The organism is Paenimyroides ceti (assembly GCF_030409925.1).
On the sequence record NZ_JAUFQU010000001.1, the window covers coordinates 1,451,167 to 1,467,973 of the forward strand.

Genomic DNA, 16,807 nt, shown 5'->3' on the forward strand with positions numbered 1-16,807 from the left:
GATTAACTTTCGAAAGGTTGCTGCAGTGCAATACGGTTCCCTTCGCAATCTTTAAATTCAGCCACCCATCCCCAGTCACCACTTTCTGTTACCGGAAATAAAAGGGTAGCTTCGTTATTCAAAGCCGTTTCAAGTGTTTTTTGTATGTTATCAGTTCTGAAATACACCAGAGTACCTTCAATAGTAGGTTTATAAATACTGCCTTTAGCCAAGGCTCCCGATATGCCAAAATTATTATTGTATATGGGGAAAAACGCCATTTCATTGTCGTGGACAACCGCTTTCTCAAATGTTACATTAAAAACAGCTTCATAAAATTTCATGGCCCGTTCAAGATCAAGTACAGGAATTTCAAAATAGATTACGGGATGAGAAAATGTTTGCATGGTACCTGAAATTATAGTTTTTTAAAAAAGATCTGTCCGCTTATACCGCTAAGAATTATTATCTTTGTGCGAACATCAAATGTATCAAAAAAAATGAAAATTCCTTTATAAATAAGGTATTTCCGTATACTTGTTTTATGAATTCAATTAGAAATCAATTATTGCAAACGCATGAACGTATTGCACCTTTTGTACACCATACTCCTGTGATGACATCCTCCATGTTGAATGAGATATCCGGAGCATCACTTTTTTTTAAGTGTGAAAATTTTCAGCGTATGGGCGCCTTTAAAATGAGAGGAGCTTTGAATGCTATGTTACAATTGACACCTGAACAGAAGGCTCTTGGTGTGGTAACACATTCGTCAGGTAATTTTGCCCAGGCATTGGCATTGGCGGCAAAAAGTCTGGGAATCAAGGCGTATATTGTAATGCCGGATAATGCTCCGGAAGTTAAAAAACAAGCGGTAAAGGGATATGGAGGAATAATTGTTGAATGTTTGCCTACTTTGAAGGATCGGGAATCCTGTTCAGAAAATCTGATGAAGGAAAAAGGACTTACCTTTATTCATCCATCTAATGATCTTCAGGTAATTTTAGGACAGGGAACAGCTGCAAAAGAACTTTTTGAAGATATTTCCGGATTGGAAATGATTTTTGCGCCCGTTGGCGGAGGCGGATTGGTTGCCGGTACACTTCTGGCAACTAAAAGTTTTGATCCGCATATATCGGTTATTGGCTGTGAACCTATGGCGGCAGATGATGCTTATCGTTCACTGTTATCGGGGAAAATTGAAAATAATACCACTACAGATACCATGGCAGATGGTCTTAAAACAGCTTTAGGAGATATCAATTTTCCTATTATTAAAGAACATATATCAGAAATTATACGCATTGAGGAGGAAGAAATTATAGAATCCATGAAACTCATCTGGGAACGCATGAAACTGGTAGTAGAACCTTCAGCAGCGATTGCTCTTGCAGGCGTTTTAAAGCATAAGGAAAAACTGAAAGGTAAGAAAATCGGTATTCTTCTTTCGGGTGGAAATGTTGATTTAGGCAAACTTCCTTTTTAATATAGGCGCTTTCCAGATGGAAAGCGCTCTCTATTCTTTTTCAAAAGATTTCAGCGTACCATCCGTATTGAATTCAATAGAATACTTAGATCGCGGGCTATTTATACTACTCGGGTACCATCTGGGATTATTTTTATAGGCAATCACATAAATAGTTGGTATTTTTTCTACATCGGGTATTTCACGAATTTTTTCCTGTAAAGAACGATAGACGTTATGGGCATTTACAAAAGGAATTTTATCTAAGGCCACCAGATTTTCTTCTATTTTATCCCGTTTGGTGGTCTGAACAGGCTTGGGTTCATTCCACTTTCCATCTGAATAATAATATTCATCTATGTATTCAGGATTGTCAGGATGTTGTATTTTCAGGCTAATCCTATAATCTTCATAAAAATGAACGGATCGGTAAATGTTTATATTTTTGCCTTTAAATTGTGGCAAATTTCTTAAAGAAGCTTCAGCTGCTTCGAGTGCCTTTACATTTTCACAAAAAGGAATTTCTGCTTTTTTGATAGAAGTATCTTCTTTTTTTGGATCGCTATCGTAGGTAGAATTTTCTGATTGTTGATTCTTATCGGGATTCAGTGTCTTTTCTATAGTTCTGCTCAGCTTGTTACAGGAAACTGCCATAAGACACCCCAGGATTATAAACGTTTTTTTAATCATTATTGTATTGCATTTATGTCGTTTTCAAAAGCGGTTATCTGTGGTTCATCGGGCAGATAAAAAATGGTTTTTTGTTTTTCCTTTGTTTCGTACAGATGTATTAACTGTACGACTTTTTTTATGGAAACCTGATGGCTTTTACCTTTGTTATCTTCATACTGTAAAGTAAATTTTATTTCAGGCTGATCATTTATCAGAGTTCCTGTCTGGGAGGCATTGAGTACCGTAGCTGTTGTTTTGATACCATAAAGTTTAAGTCGCAGGGCATCTGTTTTTTTTACTCCTGCAAAGCGTGAGATAAAAAGTTTGTAAACAATAAAATATCCTATGGAAGAAAATAAAGCCAGCATAAGGGCAGACGAAACCAACGGATGTTCAAATGTGATAAAACGCCATCCATATCCTTGATTTTCGGTTTCATAAGAATAATAATAATACCAAATAATGAAACATAAGAACAGCATCCAAATAGCGTACATAAAGATTAACTTTTTATAATTTACAACTACCTGAATACCTTCCGGAACCATAAAAGGTTCTTTTTTTAATTCGCGATCTGCATACAGTTTCAGTGTATTTCCTTCCCTATATCTGTTGAGTTCAGGTTTACTGTCATTAATAGTCAATGTATGTCTGATGAGTTGATTTGAGAAATTATGAAATTCTACCGTTACTTCCTTTGTTTCCATATTTTTACTTTGGAGTGATAATCGGGAGACACTTATTATCTTTGTAGGTAACGTTTTACCTTTCGACAAAATGATACTGATATTTTTCTTTAAGACAAATGTTGATTTATAGATCAATCGAAAGCTCCATCCTAAAAAGAATGCCCACAGAGCCACGGATAAAAAAAGCAGTACAAGCGCCATAACCGGATCTTTATTTTCTAAATAAAATGATGTATCACTTTTGATGTTATAGTAAATGATGGCGGGATGGGCAATGATAAAATACAGGATAAACAATACCCAGAAATAAATAAACAGATGTTTCAAAATAGCTTCTTTTTAAACAAAAATAAACTTTTTGAAAATAATCTTTATAATTTGCCCATACAAAAGTCTCTTAAAAATTATAGCTTTATGATTCTTATGGCTTTTGAAACCGCCATACCTAAAGCCCGGCTGATGTGAGCCTCACTTTCTGAATTGATCTGTAATGTACTTGATGGGGCCTGCTGAACAAATACTGCAATTTTTTCATTTTCTTCGAGAAATACGGTAGTCGGTACTGTAAGAATAGTTGATGCTACATTGAGACTGCCTTTACAGAAAACGTGTTTTTTTACAGAAACTATTTTACTTGTAATGAAATTATCTGTAGATGTTTTTATCAGTAATACAATTGTTACTTGATCGTTTTTATGAGTAACAGCTATAGGTTTATAAATAAAGGGGTTAAAACTGATGGAAGCTGTAATTTCATATGTACCTGCTTTTTGTACCGAAAACGCATGGTTCATTTCATCAAAAGTGCAGATGTTGTTGATGACGATATCATCTTGTACAAACGTCACTATTTCTTCTGTATTATTTTTTGACTCTAATTTTTGAGATGCGGTAGATTGCGCATAAAGTGCAAATTTTAAGGATTCCTGAGCAGCTGCCACAGAAAAGCATAAAAACAAGGAGCAAAATACTAAAATGCTTTTCATACTACTCAAGTTCTATTTTTTTTATATCAATGATTTTACTGTAAGGTATGTTTTTCCCTAAATCGGAAGCAAACTGCCCTTTGTCAATGAGCACATCAAGATTACCAGCTCCGATATAGGCCTTGATCACATCACCGGCTTTGAGACGTACAATAACCGGAGGAAGTTCGATCTTGGTCAGCAGATAAGAATTTTCGTTATTGAATGAAAAACGTGTTCCGGCAATAATGTACTTAGGAATGGAACTTCGGGCTGCCTGTCCGGGCATATTTTTTAGGATAAGAAAATTGATACCGAACCGTACAAAATCTTTTTCTTTTCTGTTGGGATTAAAATAAAAAACCGCTGAAACCTCATACATACCATCCGTTAAAATTTCAAAAGAATGATTTATAGGGCTATAATTACTGATATCATTGTAAACAATATCCTCTTGTGAGAATGATATTTGGGTCGCTGCAGCCTGATTTCCATTATTGATGATTACATTGTTTTGCTGTTTACTGGATCGTATTACGAGACTGTTGGCTGCTGTTTTCTCATTTTGGGAAAAAATGGGATGTTGTACGCAGAATAAAAGTAATAAAACAGGTATAAAGATTTTCATTGTAAAAACTAATCGGGAATACAAAATAACAAAAATAACACTATACAGGAAAATAAGATATTGGAGTGTAAAAAAAGAATAAAGTAAGCTCAGAGGCTTACTTTATTCTTTTTTTAAGTTCTACATCCAATTGATAGATAATGCTTTCTTGAGTATCGGTGTCGGTATCTTCACATAACAGAAAAGAAACTTTTTTACCCTCTCTTTTATAAACTGTGAGTCCTTCGAATTTATGTTCCGTAGAAATGACTTCCGTAAATTCAATCTTCATTTTTTTGAGATTAATACATCCAAATAAAGATCCTCCTATAGCCCCGTCATGATAAGTTGATTTGTTATTTTCTGCTGTAGCAATAAAAAATAATTTGTTTTCAATAAGTACAGCATCTGAAAATCCGGTTTGTATCCCGTTTATTTTAGGAAGCTCAAAGTCATTATAAAACAGGTTAAAGTCATCAGTAAGATTGGCTCCCTGAACTGTTATTACCACATTTTTATTATTTGGTCCGTTACCTCTGTTCAGAAAAAACCAGTCGGTTCCGTTATAAGCGACGCCTTCAATATTAAAGTCTTGCGGTTTTATTTCTGCAAAATCTCTCATAGACATATAAAGTGTGCCTAAGTCTAATACCATTACTTTTTTATCGATTTTATTAAAATGATACCCTTTTTCGCGGTTTGGTTCAGAACCCGAGCCAAAAACATACACATCATCAGAACCTTCGAGCATGGATTCAAAATCTGCCTTATCCTTTTTTGCAACATTTTCGAAAGGGAAATCCGCAACAAGCAAGTCTTTACTTAGAGTCTTCTCTTTTATGTTATAGTTATACAAATAATTGCTGTTGTCTGAAACTAAGTGAATAATTTCATCACTATACGTTAATCCTGAAGCAGCACTTACGCCTAAAATCTTTAAAAGGATGTTTAAATAAAATTTCTTCATTATCTTTAAAATAAAATCATATAAATTTAATAGATAATTTCAGATCGTAATGGGTATTAAACAATTTTTAGCAAAAGAAGATTTTTCCTTAAGTGATTTTCATACTTTTTTAAAAGATTCAGGAACCATCGAAGAAGCAAAAGCGGAATTAAAAAAAGTACGCAAAAAAATAAGTGATATTCAGGATAAGATGTATGCAAGCAATCGCTATAGCGTACTTATTTGTTTTCAGGGAATGGATACCGCAGGTAAAGACAGTCTGATCCGGGAAGTATTTAAAAACATCAACGCAAGGGGAGTAGTTGTTTACAGTTTTAAAACTCCATCAGCAAAAGAACTGCAACATGACTATCTGTGGAGGCATTATATCGCGCTTCCTGAAAAAGGAAAATTCAGCGTGTTTAACCGTTCTCATTACGAAAATGTACTGATCACAAAAGTGCATCCTGAAATCATATTAAATGAACGTATTCCTCAGATCAAGACCACAGATGATATTGAAGACACGTTCTGGAACAACCGATATGAATCGATCAACCATTTTGAAAAACATTTAGCAGAAAACGGTGTGATTATTTTAAAATTTTTCCTGAATCTAAGCAAAGAGGAACAACGCAAGCGATTATTGAGACGACTTGAAAAACCTAAACACAACTGGAAATTTTCGCCGGGCGATTTATCTGAACGACAATTATGGGATCAGTATATGCAGGCTTATGAAGCTTTGCTGAAAAAGACATCAAAAACGAATGCTCCGTGGTATGTGATCCCTTCAGATGTAAAGGAAATACAGCGATTACTCGTTGCCCGCATCATATACAAGACACTCAAACAATATGAAGATATAGAATATCCGGAAGCGGATGAAGAAATTCAATCCAAAATAAAAGTATATAAAGAAGCGCTGGAAAAAGACGCCTGAAATAAATTGGAAGAAAACCGACTTTACCGGAAAATATAGCTGATAACCGGGATTGTGCGAGGCCTCACTTTTTTGTAATATTGAGTATAATTATAGATGCATTGTTATTTACTACAGCTAATACAATTGTAAGAAATAAAAAAATGAATCTGTAGGTATTAACGCATTCAAAAAATATTATATACAATGATTTTCAGAAAACGATTTGCTGTTGCTGCCTTTGTGATAAGTATATCATCTTTTGCACAGATAAGAACAGGAGTATATTTTTCTTCCGACAAGAAATACAATGAGATTAGGGAAGAACTTGGAAATCCGCTACCCGGAAATCCGGTGATGATTGTAACCTCTTTTGTTCCCAAACATGGAAGTTATGTTTGGTATCTGAATGAAAGTAAAGCTGAAAAAGACGCTTATTTAGATGATAATCCCAAAGATTTATATGCCGGCATTTATTTAGAAGACCACGGTGGGCTAATTCCGCTGATAACTTTTAAAGACTTTGCAAAAGGTCTTGCACAACCCCGATATCTCATTAACTATTGTGAGATCGGAGATGCAGACCAAGATGGTTTTCCGGAGTTCTATCTTACTTATTTTGAAGAATCAGACGGATTAGATGCCAAACCATTAAAAGTTATTATCTATACCAAGAGCAGAGAAAAAACACTTTCAAAATCGAAAATTACCGCATGGATTCCCTTTCAGGAAGAAGACCAGTATCGTGAAGAAAAGGATGAAAATTTTAAATCATTACCCAAAGCGATAAGGCTTAAAGCAGAAAAAATAGTAAAAGAGGCTAAAAAGGGAATCAATTAAAGCCTGTAAAACATCATGATACGACTACAAAAATATACCTGTACTAAAAATAAAATCAATGAGTAAAATATATCTGGCACTTTATCTGTTGCTGTTTTTTTTAGGTTCCTGCAATCAAAAAAATAAGGAGGACAATAATAAGATGATACAAAATACGGAACAGCAAACAATTGATTCTTTGAGTATTCAGAATAAAAATGTTTCACAATCCGGGCAAAAAGATGCTGCGGAAGAATGGTTGAAAAACATATTCAAAGCAAAAGATTCAGACCAATTTTTTCCGGAATATAACGTAGAAGAAAAACTATGTACAAAAAGATTTCAGGAGTTTATATCGGAATCAGGTGAACTCTATGGACCTTCAAACTTAACGGATGCTGAATTTCCTGTTGCCGAAAAAGAATACAAAGCCAAATGGTCTAAAATATATCCGATTGAAGAGCGTGAAATGTGGCTTTTTGGAAGAGGAAATGGAGATATAGGGGAACTAAAGGAGCTAAAAATCAGTAAAAATAAACAAGGGATTTATGATGTGTTTATTGATTATGGAAATGGAGTCAAAACACAAAATGAAGTAGTAGTCGTTTTTGAAAACGGAAATTACAAAATTGACTACTGTAAAACGCAATTTTTGAACTGATGGAAGTTTAAAGTCAAGACCGTGAAGCGAATCTTAGAAATTACTGAATAAAATACGTATGATGAAAAGAAAGATTGTTGTTCCGTTTTTAAGTACTTTGTCGATCATATTTTTCAGTTGTAAAGATGCGGAAAGAAAACACAAACATTTCCCGAATGATCTGAAAAACACCAACTGGATTGTTAATTCAGGAGGACTTATTACTCCGGATGGAGAGCAAATATACGATCTGACTCAAAAAAAAGATACTGCAGTTATTTTTAATTTTCATGCCGTAAAATTTTTAGATGAAGAAAAATTCAAAAGTTATGATTCATGGGAATGTGGGAATGATTGCTTTACCGAGATACACGGAAAATATTATTTTACAGAAGCTAATCAGATAAAAATGGTAGTAGACAGTATCAGCACATCAGGAACCTGTCTGGCTCCGACACAGATGTTTAAACCATCTAAAGAAATGGTATTTGATCTTACAAGAGAAGGAGAACATCTACAACTTATAAGAAAAAACAAATAAAACAACATAGATTTTTAAAGAACAGATTATTAAAAAGCAACAGTGACACCTCACTTAGCAACACAGTATATCAGGAATGACAAAGCCAAACATATTCCGCTAAAGGTGTAAGAAATATTGGGAGACAAAAGTGATATGGCTTGACATGGCTAATCATAAAATCGGATTTGCACGAAGAGATACGGCATTAATTTTAGACCTTTATTTTTTGATGAGTTTGCTCAGCAATTGGAGCAAATGACCAAATAGCTGTTAGAATACCCGAACTCTATTATAACTGTTCAACAAAGCATCAGCTTAGCAAAGTCTTCAAATCGGGAGTTTTCCTGAAGCACATAGAAATTGAAATCAAAAAAGAGCCCAATCAACTGATCGGGCTCTTTTTTAATTATTCTACTATTTTATAGGTTCCGAGATTTGCGTCTGTTACAGTAAAAGTTCGGGTTGCTTTAGAGAAAACGGCTGTTTCCAAAACAAAAGTATATACCTGTGTGTTAACATTATTTTCAACGGCCTCCGTATGTGTAATTTTAAGGCTTCCGCTTCTTGCAGTCCAGTCTTCCGCTACTGTTTTATCAGGATTATTCTGACAGTAATTTGTTCCGGCCGGACTTGTAATAGCTTCTTTATATGTTTTAATATTTAGCGTATTGGTATCATTTAAAGCAATAGTAGTACTATTACCAAGAGCTGGTAATGACTCCGGAATATTGAATCGTATCAGCTGTGAATTACTGGCACTGTAAAAACCATTGCCTTCACAATACGTAATATTGGTACTGTCAAAATTAATGGTATTGGTATTTTCCGGTAAAGTTGCCGTAGTTCCGAAATTAAAAACAGAATATTTAATTTCTTCCTGTTGATCATTCACAAGTACCAGATTCTTAAAATTAATGATATAATTGTATGAAATACTGAATCGGTTTGGTTGTGAAGTAGATGGTTCAACCGTCATATTCAGTGTATATTCCATAGTAGCACCGCTTTTTGAAGTATATTCTTTAACAACCGCAGGGCTTGCCGGTGGCAGATTACCACAAATAGTGGCTGCTGTAACCGCACCGTCATAAAGACGGTAGTAAAGTGTGTTGGACGAAGAGGTGGTAATCGTATTTAATTGTCCTATCGTAAGAGATGTATTGAGTATAGGAGTTCCGCTACTCAAAAGTTCAATAGCTAATAATTCAGAATTATATGCTTTATAATACAACTCGTTTGTTGCGCATTTTGAAATATTCAGATTACTTGGAAAAGATAAAGAATCAAAATATATATCACCGTCATCACAAGAGGAAAATAACGTACATACGAGAAATAAAGCCACTAATTTTTTCATGAGTAAAATTTTAAACAAAAGTAACTTTTTTATATAAATACCGTATTTAGATGCCACTATTTTTTATATTTGAAAACTTAATCTTTTGTTAATGGAAATGCACCAAAAAACTAATTACCCTGCGTTGTATACATTAATTGTAGTCTTCTTCTTTTGGGGATTTATTGCGGCAGGAAATAATATTTTTATCCCTTTTTGTAAAGAATATTTTCATTTAGATCAGTTTCAGTCACAACTTATAGACTTTTCTTTTTACACTGCTTATTATTTAGGTGCATTAGTCTTATTTGCATTTGGAATGCTTCGCGGAAAAGATTTGGTGACCTCGTGGGGCTATAAAAGAAGTATTATCTACGGTTTGATTTTTTCTGCTATCGGTGCCGGAGCTATGATTTTGGCAGTAGAAGCTGATATTTATATAGGCATGCTGGTTGGATTATTTATTGTAGCACTGGGATTCTCTTTACAGCAAACCGCTGCAAATCCGTTTGCTATTTTACTGGGCGATCCGAAATCAGGAGATAGTAGGGTGAATCTTGCCGGGGGAATCAATTCTTTGGGAACAACTATAGGTCCGCTTATTGTTTCTTTCGCTTTATTTGGTACCGCTGCTGCTGTCACAGATAACCAAATCAAAAATCTAAGCATGGATAAAGTTGTTTTGCTTTATACCTGTGTAGGATTATTATTTATCGGTGTAGCTACCTTGTTTTATCTTTCAAAAAAGCTGCCAGAAGGCAAATCTGTGGAAACGATTGAAAAATCAACCAAAGCCTTGAAAACGCTAATTGTCATTACTCTTTTATTATTTGTTTGTCTGGCTCCTGTTTTTCAATCCTACAGAAGTGAAGACAATAAAAAAATAAACGAAATGGAACTGGTGTTGGAAAAAAGAGAAAAGGAGCTCCAAACAACAACAGATTTTTCAGCAAAAGGAACTATAAATCAGGAAATACAACAGCTGCAATCGGATAAAAATACTTTAAAAGCAAAAATAGAAAATAAGCGTATCATGTGGCTTGCAGGCGCTTTGTTTAGTGTTATTGGCGGATTGGTGTTTGCCTATTTCCAATCAAAGAAAAATAAAGAAGGCTGGGGAGCTATGCGATATCCACAGCTCATTTTGGGAATGATTGCTTTATTTACCTATGTAGGAGTAGAAGTAGCGATTGGGAGTAATTTGGGTGAATTATTAAAATCAAAACAGTTTGGTGGTTTGCATGCTTCAGAAATAGCACCCTATATTTCCATGTATTGGGGCAGTATGATGATAGGGCGTTGGGCCGGAGCAGTGAGTGCTTTTCAACTGACACGACAAAAAAGAATGTTTCTTATCATCCTGATGCCGATAATTGCTTTTAGCATCATTATGCTGGCAAACGCTTTGGCAGGGTATGAAGTCACTAATCTCTATTACTATTTTATATGTGTAGTATTGCAGATTGCCGCTTTTTTTATGAGTAAAAATAAACCGGTTCGTACGTTATTAATTTTTAGTTTATTCGGTATTACTGCTTTATTAGTAGGGTTGAATACAACCGGAATGGTAGCCATTTATGCTTTTTTGGCGGGTGGTCTTGCCTGTAGTATTATGTGGCCTGCTATCTTTAATCTGTCTCTTTTAGGTCTGGGAAAATATACAGCTCAGGGTTCTGCATTTTTGGTAATGATGATTCTTGGCGGTGGTATTATTCCGCCGATTCAGGGAAAACTGGCAGATATAATTGGAATACATTGGTCGTATTTAGTTTCTTTGGCTTGTTTTGTATATATACTCTTCTTTGCAGTCATTGTGAAGAGAATTCTTAAAAAGCAACATATTGATGTTGAAAGCACTGTAAGTAATTGATATAAAACGGTTTAATTCCGAAGTGAAATTTATTTGGAAATTTGTAAAAAGTAGGTAACATTCTACTAAATTTGACTGTTTTTTTAATGGAATCAAAATGCAACAGTCAAAGCATTATTTAGCTGCTTTTTTGGCTTTTTTTATCTGGGGTTTTTTTAGCCTTGGTCTAAAACCTATTTCTTACGTAAATTCTTTTGATATTTTATTTTACAGAATCAGCTTTGCCGCAGTCTTTATTCTATTATTTATGGGATTGTTTCAATACAAACTGATAAAAAAAGACTTCCAAACGTTTACTAAACTTTCATCTGAATACCGTAGAAAAACTATTTTTCTAACCCTCATTGGAGCTGTTTTTTTAGGTTTGAATTGGTTTCTATTTATTTTTGTTGTCAATAAAATCAATGTACAATCCGCCTCGTTTGCTTACCTGATTTGCCCCATCATCACAGCATTTCTGGCAAATATTATTTTAAAAGAAGACCTGAAAAAACACCAATGGATGGCCATCTGTATTAGTTTTACAGGTTGTGTTATTTATTTTTTCACAAACAGCAGTCATTTATTGTATGCTGTGATTATTGCAGCTTCGTATTCTTTCTACCTTATCTCACAAAGATCTAATATCTTTTTAGAAAAATTTACAATTCTTGCAATTCAGATCCTTCTTATTTTTTTTGTCATATTACCCTATTTTCTCATAAAAGGGTTCTATATTCCGAAATATGTTTCTTTTTATGCGTATGCTACGGTAATTGCATTGCTGTTTACATTAGTTCCGTTGTATCTGAATTTATTTGCTTTAAAAGGGGCAAAAGCATCTACCGTCGGTATCATGTTATACATCAACCCGATCATTACTTTGATCATTGCTGTTTATTATTACAAAGAAGCGGTAAATGTTTTTCAAATCGCATCTTATTTATTAATTTTGTGCTCTATTGTTATTTACAATAAAGATTATATCATCAGAAAACAACCGCCAATAATTAAAGATTTACAATGAGTCAGATATATTTAGATAATGCAGCAACAACTTCAGTCAGACCCGAAGTTGTTGAAGAAATGATAAAAGTGCTTACCCATGATTTCGGAAATCCGTCATCAACCTATTCTATTGGAAGGCATTCAAAGGCATTGATCGAAAATGCTCGTAAATCAATTGCGAAACATTTTAAAGTCAGTGCTTCAGAAATTATTTTTACATCTTGTGGTACAGAAGGTAATAACTGGATCATTCGTTCAGCTGTTCGCGATTTAGGAATAAAAAGAATTATTACCACTAAAATTGAACACCATTGCACTTTATATGCTGTGCAGCAAATGGAAAAAGAATATGGAGTTGAAGTCGTATATCTTAGCATCTTACCTAATAGTGAAATTGATTACGATCAGTTAGAAAATTTACTGAATGAGAGTGAAATACCTACACTGGTGAGTCTGATGCATGTAAATAATGAAGTAGGCACAGTACTTGATCTCGACAGAGTAGCCGCAATGTGCCAGAAAAACAATGCTTTATTTCATTCGGATACTGTACAATCAGTAGGTAAAATAGAGATTGATCTTGAAAAAACTCCTGTAGATTTCATAGTGGCGAGTGCACACAAATTCCATGGACCAAAAGGTGCCGGTTTTACATTTGTAAGAAAGAAAAATGCATTAAAACCTTTAATTGTAGGCGGGGAACAGGAAAAAGGAATGAGAGCCGGTACAGAAGCACCGCATCAGGTAGTAGGAATGGCTAAAGCACTTGAATTATCTTATCAGCATCTCGAAGAAGATTCCAAAAAGATTACAGATTTAAGAGACTACTGCAAAATGTCTTTAGAACAGAATTTTCCGGGCGTAAAGTTTAATGGAAACGGTTCAACTTTTTATAATGTACTGAATATATTATTGCCTTTTTCGCCGGAAAAAACAGCTATGATGCTGTTTCATTTAGATATGAAGGGAGTAGCAGTTTCCAGAGGAAGTGCGTGTCAGTCCGGAAGTCAGAAACCATCGCATGTGTTGGCAGAATTTTTAAAAGACGAAGATTTATTGAAACCAAGTTTACGCGTGTCTTTTGGTCATGATAACAGTAAAGAAGAAATAGACTTTTTAATAAACGTTCTGAAAAACGTATAAAATTTAAAAGACCCTCCGTTTAACTATTTTAACGGAGGTTTTTTTTATAAGATTTTTTTGATTCCATTGGTTAAGACCGAATTTAAGACTAAATTTGTACGAACAACACAATTGATATGATTTCAGACAATAACCGTTATGCACTTCGCGGAGTTTCTGCACAAAAAGAAGATGTTCATAATGCTATTAAAAACATTGATAAAGGGCTTTTTCCAAAAGCTTTTTGTAAAATAGTTCCTGATTATCTAACCAATGATGAAGCATACTGCCTAATCATGCATGCAGACGGAGCAGGTACAAAATCATCATTAGCTTACCTGTATTGGAAAGAAACGGGCGATCTTTCTGTATGGAAAGGTATCGCACAAGATGCACTCATCATGAATATAGATGACTTACTTTGTGTCGGAGCAACCGATAACATCATGCTTTCCTCTACTATTGGCCGAAATAAAAATCTGGTTCCGGGAGAGGTTATTTCAGCTATTATTAATGGTACGGAAGAGTTGATTGAAGAATTGAAATCTTTTGGTGTAACCATTCATTCTACAGGAGGTGAAACTGCCGATGTAGGAGATGTGGTACGTACCATAATTGTAGATTCTACAGTTACAGCACGAATGGAACGAAGCCGGGTAATTGACAATGCAAACATAAAAGCAGGAGATGTTATTGTAGGTTTGGCTTCTTTTGGTCAGGCTACGTATGAAAAAGAATATAACGGCGGTATGGGCAGTAACGGACTTACTTCTGCACGGCATGATGTATTTGCACATTATCTTGCAGAAAAATATCCCGAGAGTTTTGACTCATCCGTTCCTAAAGAACTTATCTATTCAGGAGCTAAAAAACTGACAGATGTTGTAGAAAACGCTCCTCTTAACGCAGGCAAGCTGGTGTTGTCACCTACGCGAACCTATGCACCCATCATAAAAAAAATTCTTGATAAGTATACTGCTGAAGACATTCACGGTATGGTACATTGCAGTGGAGGTGCTCAAACCAAAATATTACATTTTGTTGAACAGCTGCACATCATAAAAGATAATTTATTTCCGGTACCGCCTTTGTTTCAACTGATACAGGAGGAATCCGGTACAGACTGGAAAGAAATGTATCAGGTGTTCAATTGCGGGCACAGAATGGAACTATATGTAGATCCTGCGATTGCAGAAGACATTATTGCAATTTCCAAATCATTCCATGTCGATGCGCAGATTGTAGGTCGAGTAGAAGCAGCAGATCATAAAAAATTAACCATTAATTCAGTATACGGTACTTTTGAATATTAAGGGCGCACGCATAGTAGGAATTGATTACGGCAGTAAAAGAACAGGAATAGCCGTTACAGATGAAATGCAGATCATTGCATCTGGTCTTACGACTGTGCCTACCAAAGAACTATTTGCCTTTTTAAAAGAATATTTTTCCCGAGAGAAAGTTAATAAAGTAGTGGTAGGAGAGCCCAAACGTATGAATAACGAACCTTCACAGATTGCTCCTGAAATTGACCTGTTTGTAAAAAAATTTAAAACCTTATACCCTGAAATTGAGGTCATCAGAATGGATGAAAGATTTACTTCTAAAATGGCTTTTCAAACCATGATAGATAGCGGTTTAAGAAAGAAACAGCGCCAGAACAAAGCTTTGGTAGATGAGATTGCAGCTACCATTCTTTTACAGGATTATCTCAATCAAAAAATGTTTTAAAAAATCAGTATAAATTAGTTTTAGAAAAAATGTCAACAAATTTAACAACCGAATCTGACATAGTTCTTATTGGAGCAGGTATTATGAGTGCTACTTTAGGACTACTTTTAAAAGAGCTCAACCCTAAATACTCTATTGAAATAATAGAAAGGCTTGACAGGGCTGCTGCCGAGAGTTCAGATGCGTGGAACAATGCAGGAACAGGACATTCCGCATTTTGTGAGTTAAATTATACTCCTGACAAAGACGGAACTATCGATACATCAAAAGCATTGAAAATATGTGAAGCTTTTGAAGAATCCCGTCAGTTTTGGTCATACCTTGTAGAAAAAAAGGTACTTAATTCTCCAAAAACCTTTATAAATTCTGTTCCACACATGAGTTTTGTTTGGGGAGAGCAAGATGTAGATTATTTAAAAAGACGTCATCAGGCGCTTACACAATTTCCTTTATTTGAGGAAATGAAATATTCTGAAGATTATAAACAGATCGAAGAATGGGCTCCGCTTATTATGAGAGATCGCCGGATGAGTCAAAAAGTAGCTGCTACCTATATGGATGTAGGTACGGATGTAAATTTTGGAAGCCTTACCCGTATGATGATTAAACACCAGATCAGTCAGCCCGGAGTACGGGTTACCTTTAATACGGATGTGTATGATCTGATCAGACAGGAAGACGGACGCTGGAAAGTATGCATTAAAGACCTTAAAACGGGAAAAAAGAAAACCATTATAACCAAATTCGTATTTATTGGTGCTGGCGGAGGATCAATATTGTTACTCGAAAAATCAGGTATTCCGGAAGGAAAAGGTTATGGCGGTTTCCCTGTAAGCGGTCAATGGCTGGTATGTAAAAACAAAGAATTAGTAGCTCAGCATAATGCAAAAGTATATGGAAAAGCTTCAGTAGGTGCACCGCCTATGTCGGTACCACATATTGATACACGCTATATTGACGGACAAAAAGCTTTGTTGTTCGGACCTTATGCTGGTTTTTCTACTAAATTCCTTAAAACCGGTTCTTATTGCGACTTGTTTAAATCATTAAATTTTGGAAATCTGGGACCGATGCTTGGTGCCGGAATGAGCAATATTGATTTAACTAAATATTTAATAGGAGAGGTTTTAAAGTCTGAAGATAAGAGGGTTGAGGCTTTGAAAGATTATTTACCTGATGCAAAAAAAGACGAATGGTTTCTTGAAACAGCTGGACAGCGCGTTCAGGTCATCAAGAAAAATAAAGAAGGAAAAGGCGTTCTCGAATTCGGTACAGAAGTAATCAGCAGTGCTGACGGTAGTTTGTCTGCACTATTAGGTGCTTCTCCGGGAGCATCAACGACCGTAAACATTATGATTACGTTATTGGAAAAATGTTTTCCTGAAGAATTTAAATCAGCTGCCTGGCAGAATAAATTCAGAGAAATGATTCCTTCTTTCGGAAAATCATTAAATCAGCATCCTGAATTATTAAAAGAATTAAGAGCAAAAACTTCTCAAACCTTAGAGTTAGCTCATTAAGATAAAAATCCCGG

General features: G+C 35.0%; 18 protein-coding genes. 11 read left to right on the forward strand and 7 right to left on the reverse strand.

Features of this window, described 5'->3' with window-relative positions; genetic code table 11:
• Positions 1-2: 2 nt before the first annotated feature.
• Positions 3-386, reverse strand: a complete 384-nt coding sequence (locus QW060_RS07005) for a VOC family protein (protein ID WP_290362930.1) — start codon at positions 384-386, stop codon at positions 3-5.
• 137 nt (positions 387-523) lie between these two features.
• Here QW060_RS07005 and QW060_RS07010 point away from each other — a divergent pair, with 137 nt between their 5' ends.
• Positions 524-1,465: a pyridoxal-phosphate dependent enzyme gene (locus tag QW060_RS07010; RefSeq protein WP_290362931.1), complete on the forward strand. Its 942-nt coding sequence runs from the start codon at positions 524-526 to the stop codon at positions 1,463-1,465.
• Between the two features lie 30 nt (positions 1,466-1,495).
• Here the strand turns inward: QW060_RS07010 and QW060_RS07015 are convergent, their stop codons facing one another.
• From QW060_RS07015 to QW060_RS07035, 5 genes are all read right to left on the reverse strand, one after another.
• On the reverse strand, positions 1,496-2,098 hold the full coding sequence (locus QW060_RS07015) for a hypothetical protein (RefSeq protein ID WP_290362932.1): 603 nt from the start codon (positions 2,096-2,098) through the stop codon (positions 1,496-1,498).
• 35 nt (positions 2,099-2,133) lie between these two features.
• Positions 2,134-3,132, reverse strand: a complete 999-nt coding sequence (locus tag QW060_RS07020) for a hypothetical protein (RefSeq protein WP_290362933.1) — start codon at positions 3,130-3,132, stop codon at positions 2,134-2,136.
• Positions 3,133-3,209: 77 nt separating this feature from the next.
• The gene (locus tag QW060_RS07025; protein ID WP_290362934.1) at positions 3,210-3,791 is read right to left on the reverse strand and encodes a hypothetical protein; all 582 of its coding nucleotides are present in this window, start codon (positions 3,789-3,791) and stop codon (positions 3,210-3,212) included.
• Position 3,792: 1 nt separating this feature from the next.
• A complete protein-coding gene (locus QW060_RS07030; protein WP_290362935.1) occupies positions 3,793-4,398 on the reverse strand; it encodes a hypothetical protein in 606 nt (201 codons plus the stop codon).
• A 97-nt stretch (positions 4,399-4,495) separates the two neighbouring features.
• Positions 4,496-5,344 (reverse strand): DUF6929 family protein, encoded by an 849-nt coding sequence (locus QW060_RS07035; RefSeq protein ID WP_290362936.1) that lies wholly within the window; start codon positions 5,342-5,344, stop codon positions 4,496-4,498.
• 49 nt (positions 5,345-5,393) lie between these two features.
• Between QW060_RS07035 and QW060_RS07040 the strand changes: the two genes are divergently transcribed.
• From QW060_RS07040 to QW060_RS07055, 4 genes are all read left to right on the forward strand, one after another.
• The gene (locus QW060_RS07040; RefSeq protein WP_290362937.1) at positions 5,394-6,266 is read left to right on the forward strand and encodes a PPK2 family polyphosphate kinase; all 873 of its coding nucleotides are present in this window, start codon (positions 5,394-5,396) and stop codon (positions 6,264-6,266) included.
• Positions 6,267-6,452: 186 nt separating this feature from the next.
• Positions 6,453-7,085: a hypothetical protein gene (locus QW060_RS07045; protein WP_290362938.1), complete on the forward strand. Its 633-nt coding sequence runs from the start codon at positions 6,453-6,455 to the stop codon at positions 7,083-7,085.
• A gap of 58 nt (positions 7,086-7,143) precedes the next feature.
• Positions 7,144-7,725, forward strand: coding sequence for a hypothetical protein (locus QW060_RS07050; protein ID WP_290362939.1), 582 nt, complete (start codon positions 7,144-7,146; stop codon positions 7,723-7,725).
• 58 nt (positions 7,726-7,783) lie between these two features.
• Complete coding sequence (locus tag QW060_RS07055; protein WP_290362940.1) at positions 7,784-8,245, forward strand: hypothetical protein; 462 nt, start codon at positions 7,784-7,786, stop codon at positions 8,243-8,245.
• A gap of 388 nt (positions 8,246-8,633) precedes the next feature.
• Here the strand turns inward: QW060_RS07055 and QW060_RS07060 are convergent, their stop codons facing one another.
• The gene (locus QW060_RS07060; protein ID WP_290362941.1) at positions 8,634-9,584 is read right to left on the reverse strand and encodes a hypothetical protein; all 951 of its coding nucleotides are present in this window, start codon (positions 9,582-9,584) and stop codon (positions 8,634-8,636) included.
• Positions 9,585-9,675: 91 nt separating this feature from the next.
• Here QW060_RS07060 and QW060_RS07065 point away from each other — a divergent pair, with 91 nt between their 5' ends.
• The 6 genes from QW060_RS07065 to QW060_RS07090 all read left to right on the forward strand — a co-directional run bounded on the left by QW060_RS07065 (position 9,676) and on the right by QW060_RS07090 (position 16,793).
• Entirely contained in the window at positions 9,676-11,433 is a 1,758-nt protein-coding gene (locus QW060_RS07065) for an MFS transporter (RefSeq protein ID WP_290362942.1), read from the forward strand.
• Between the two features lie 97 nt (positions 11,434-11,530).
• Entirely contained in the window at positions 11,531-12,439 is a 909-nt protein-coding gene (locus QW060_RS07070; RefSeq protein ID WP_290362943.1) for an EamA family transporter, read from the forward strand.
• Positions 12,436-13,563 (forward strand): cysteine desulfurase family protein, encoded by a 1,128-nt coding sequence (locus QW060_RS07075; RefSeq protein WP_290362944.1) that lies wholly within the window; start codon positions 12,436-12,438, stop codon positions 13,561-13,563. The genes QW060_RS07070 and QW060_RS07075 overlap by 4 nt, the downstream gene beginning before the upstream one ends.
• Positions 13,564-13,679: 116 nt before the next feature.
• Complete coding sequence (locus QW060_RS07080) at positions 13,680-14,855, forward strand: AIR synthase related protein (protein WP_290362945.1); 1,176 nt, start codon at positions 13,680-13,682, stop codon at positions 14,853-14,855.
• A complete protein-coding gene (gene ruvX, locus QW060_RS07085) occupies positions 14,845-15,273 on the forward strand; it encodes a Holliday junction resolvase RuvX (protein WP_290362946.1) in 429 nt (142 codons plus the stop codon). Before QW060_RS07080 ends, ruvX begins: the two co-directional genes overlap by 11 nt.
• Positions 15,274-15,302: 29 nt before the next feature.
• Positions 15,303-16,793, forward strand: coding sequence for a malate:quinone oxidoreductase (locus QW060_RS07090; RefSeq protein ID WP_290362947.1), 1,491 nt, complete (start codon positions 15,303-15,305; stop codon positions 16,791-16,793).
• Positions 16,794-16,807: the final 14 nt, after the last annotated feature.

Coding starts and splice junctions, on each gene's coding strand:
- QW060_RS07040 (WP_290362937.1), top strand. CDS start 5,394: ATGGGTATTAAACAATTTTTAGCAAAAGAAGATTTTTCCTTAAGTGAT.
- QW060_RS07005 (WP_290362930.1), bottom strand. CDS start 386: ATGCAAACATTTTCTCATCCCGTAATCTATTTTGAAATTCCTGTACTT.
- QW060_RS07055 (WP_290362940.1), top strand. CDS start 7,784: ATGATGAAAAGAAAGATTGTTGTTCCGTTTTTAAGTACTTTGTCGATC.
- QW060_RS07060 (WP_290362941.1), bottom strand. CDS start 9,584: ATGAAAAAATTAGTGGCTTTATTTCTCGTATGTACGTTATTTTCCTCT.
- QW060_RS07035 (WP_290362936.1), bottom strand. CDS start 5,344: ATGAAGAAATTTTATTTAAACATCCTTTTAAAGATTTTAGGCGTAAGT.
- QW060_RS07080 (WP_290362945.1), top strand. CDS start 13,680: ATGATTTCAGACAATAACCGTTATGCACTTCGCGGAGTTTCTGCACAA.
- QW060_RS07090 (WP_290362947.1), top strand. CDS start 15,303: ATGTCAACAAATTTAACAACCGAATCTGACATAGTTCTTATTGGAGCA.
- QW060_RS07010 (WP_290362931.1), top strand. CDS start 524: ATGAATTCAATTAGAAATCAATTATTGCAAACGCATGAACGTATTGCA.
- QW060_RS07075 (WP_290362944.1), top strand. CDS start 12,436: ATGAGTCAGATATATTTAGATAATGCAGCAACAACTTCAGTCAGACCC.
- QW060_RS07025 (WP_290362934.1), bottom strand. CDS start 3,791: ATGAAAAGCATTTTAGTATTTTGCTCCTTGTTTTTATGCTTTTCTGTG.
- QW060_RS07050 (WP_290362939.1), top strand. CDS start 7,144: ATGAGTAAAATATATCTGGCACTTTATCTGTTGCTGTTTTTTTTAGGT.
- QW060_RS07065 (WP_290362942.1), top strand. CDS start 9,676: ATGGAAATGCACCAAAAAACTAATTACCCTGCGTTGTATACATTAATT.
- QW060_RS07015 (WP_290362932.1), bottom strand. CDS start 2,098: ATGGCAGTTTCCTGTAACAAGCTGAGCAGAACTATAGAAAAGACACTG.
- QW060_RS07070 (WP_290362943.1), top strand. CDS start 11,531: ATGCAACAGTCAAAGCATTATTTAGCTGCTTTTTTGGCTTTTTTTATC.
- QW060_RS07045 (WP_290362938.1), top strand. CDS start 6,453: ATGATTTTCAGAAAACGATTTGCTGTTGCTGCCTTTGTGATAAGTATA.
- QW060_RS07030 (WP_290362935.1), bottom strand. CDS start 4,398: ATGAAAATCTTTATACCTGTTTTATTACTTTTATTCTGCGTACAACAT.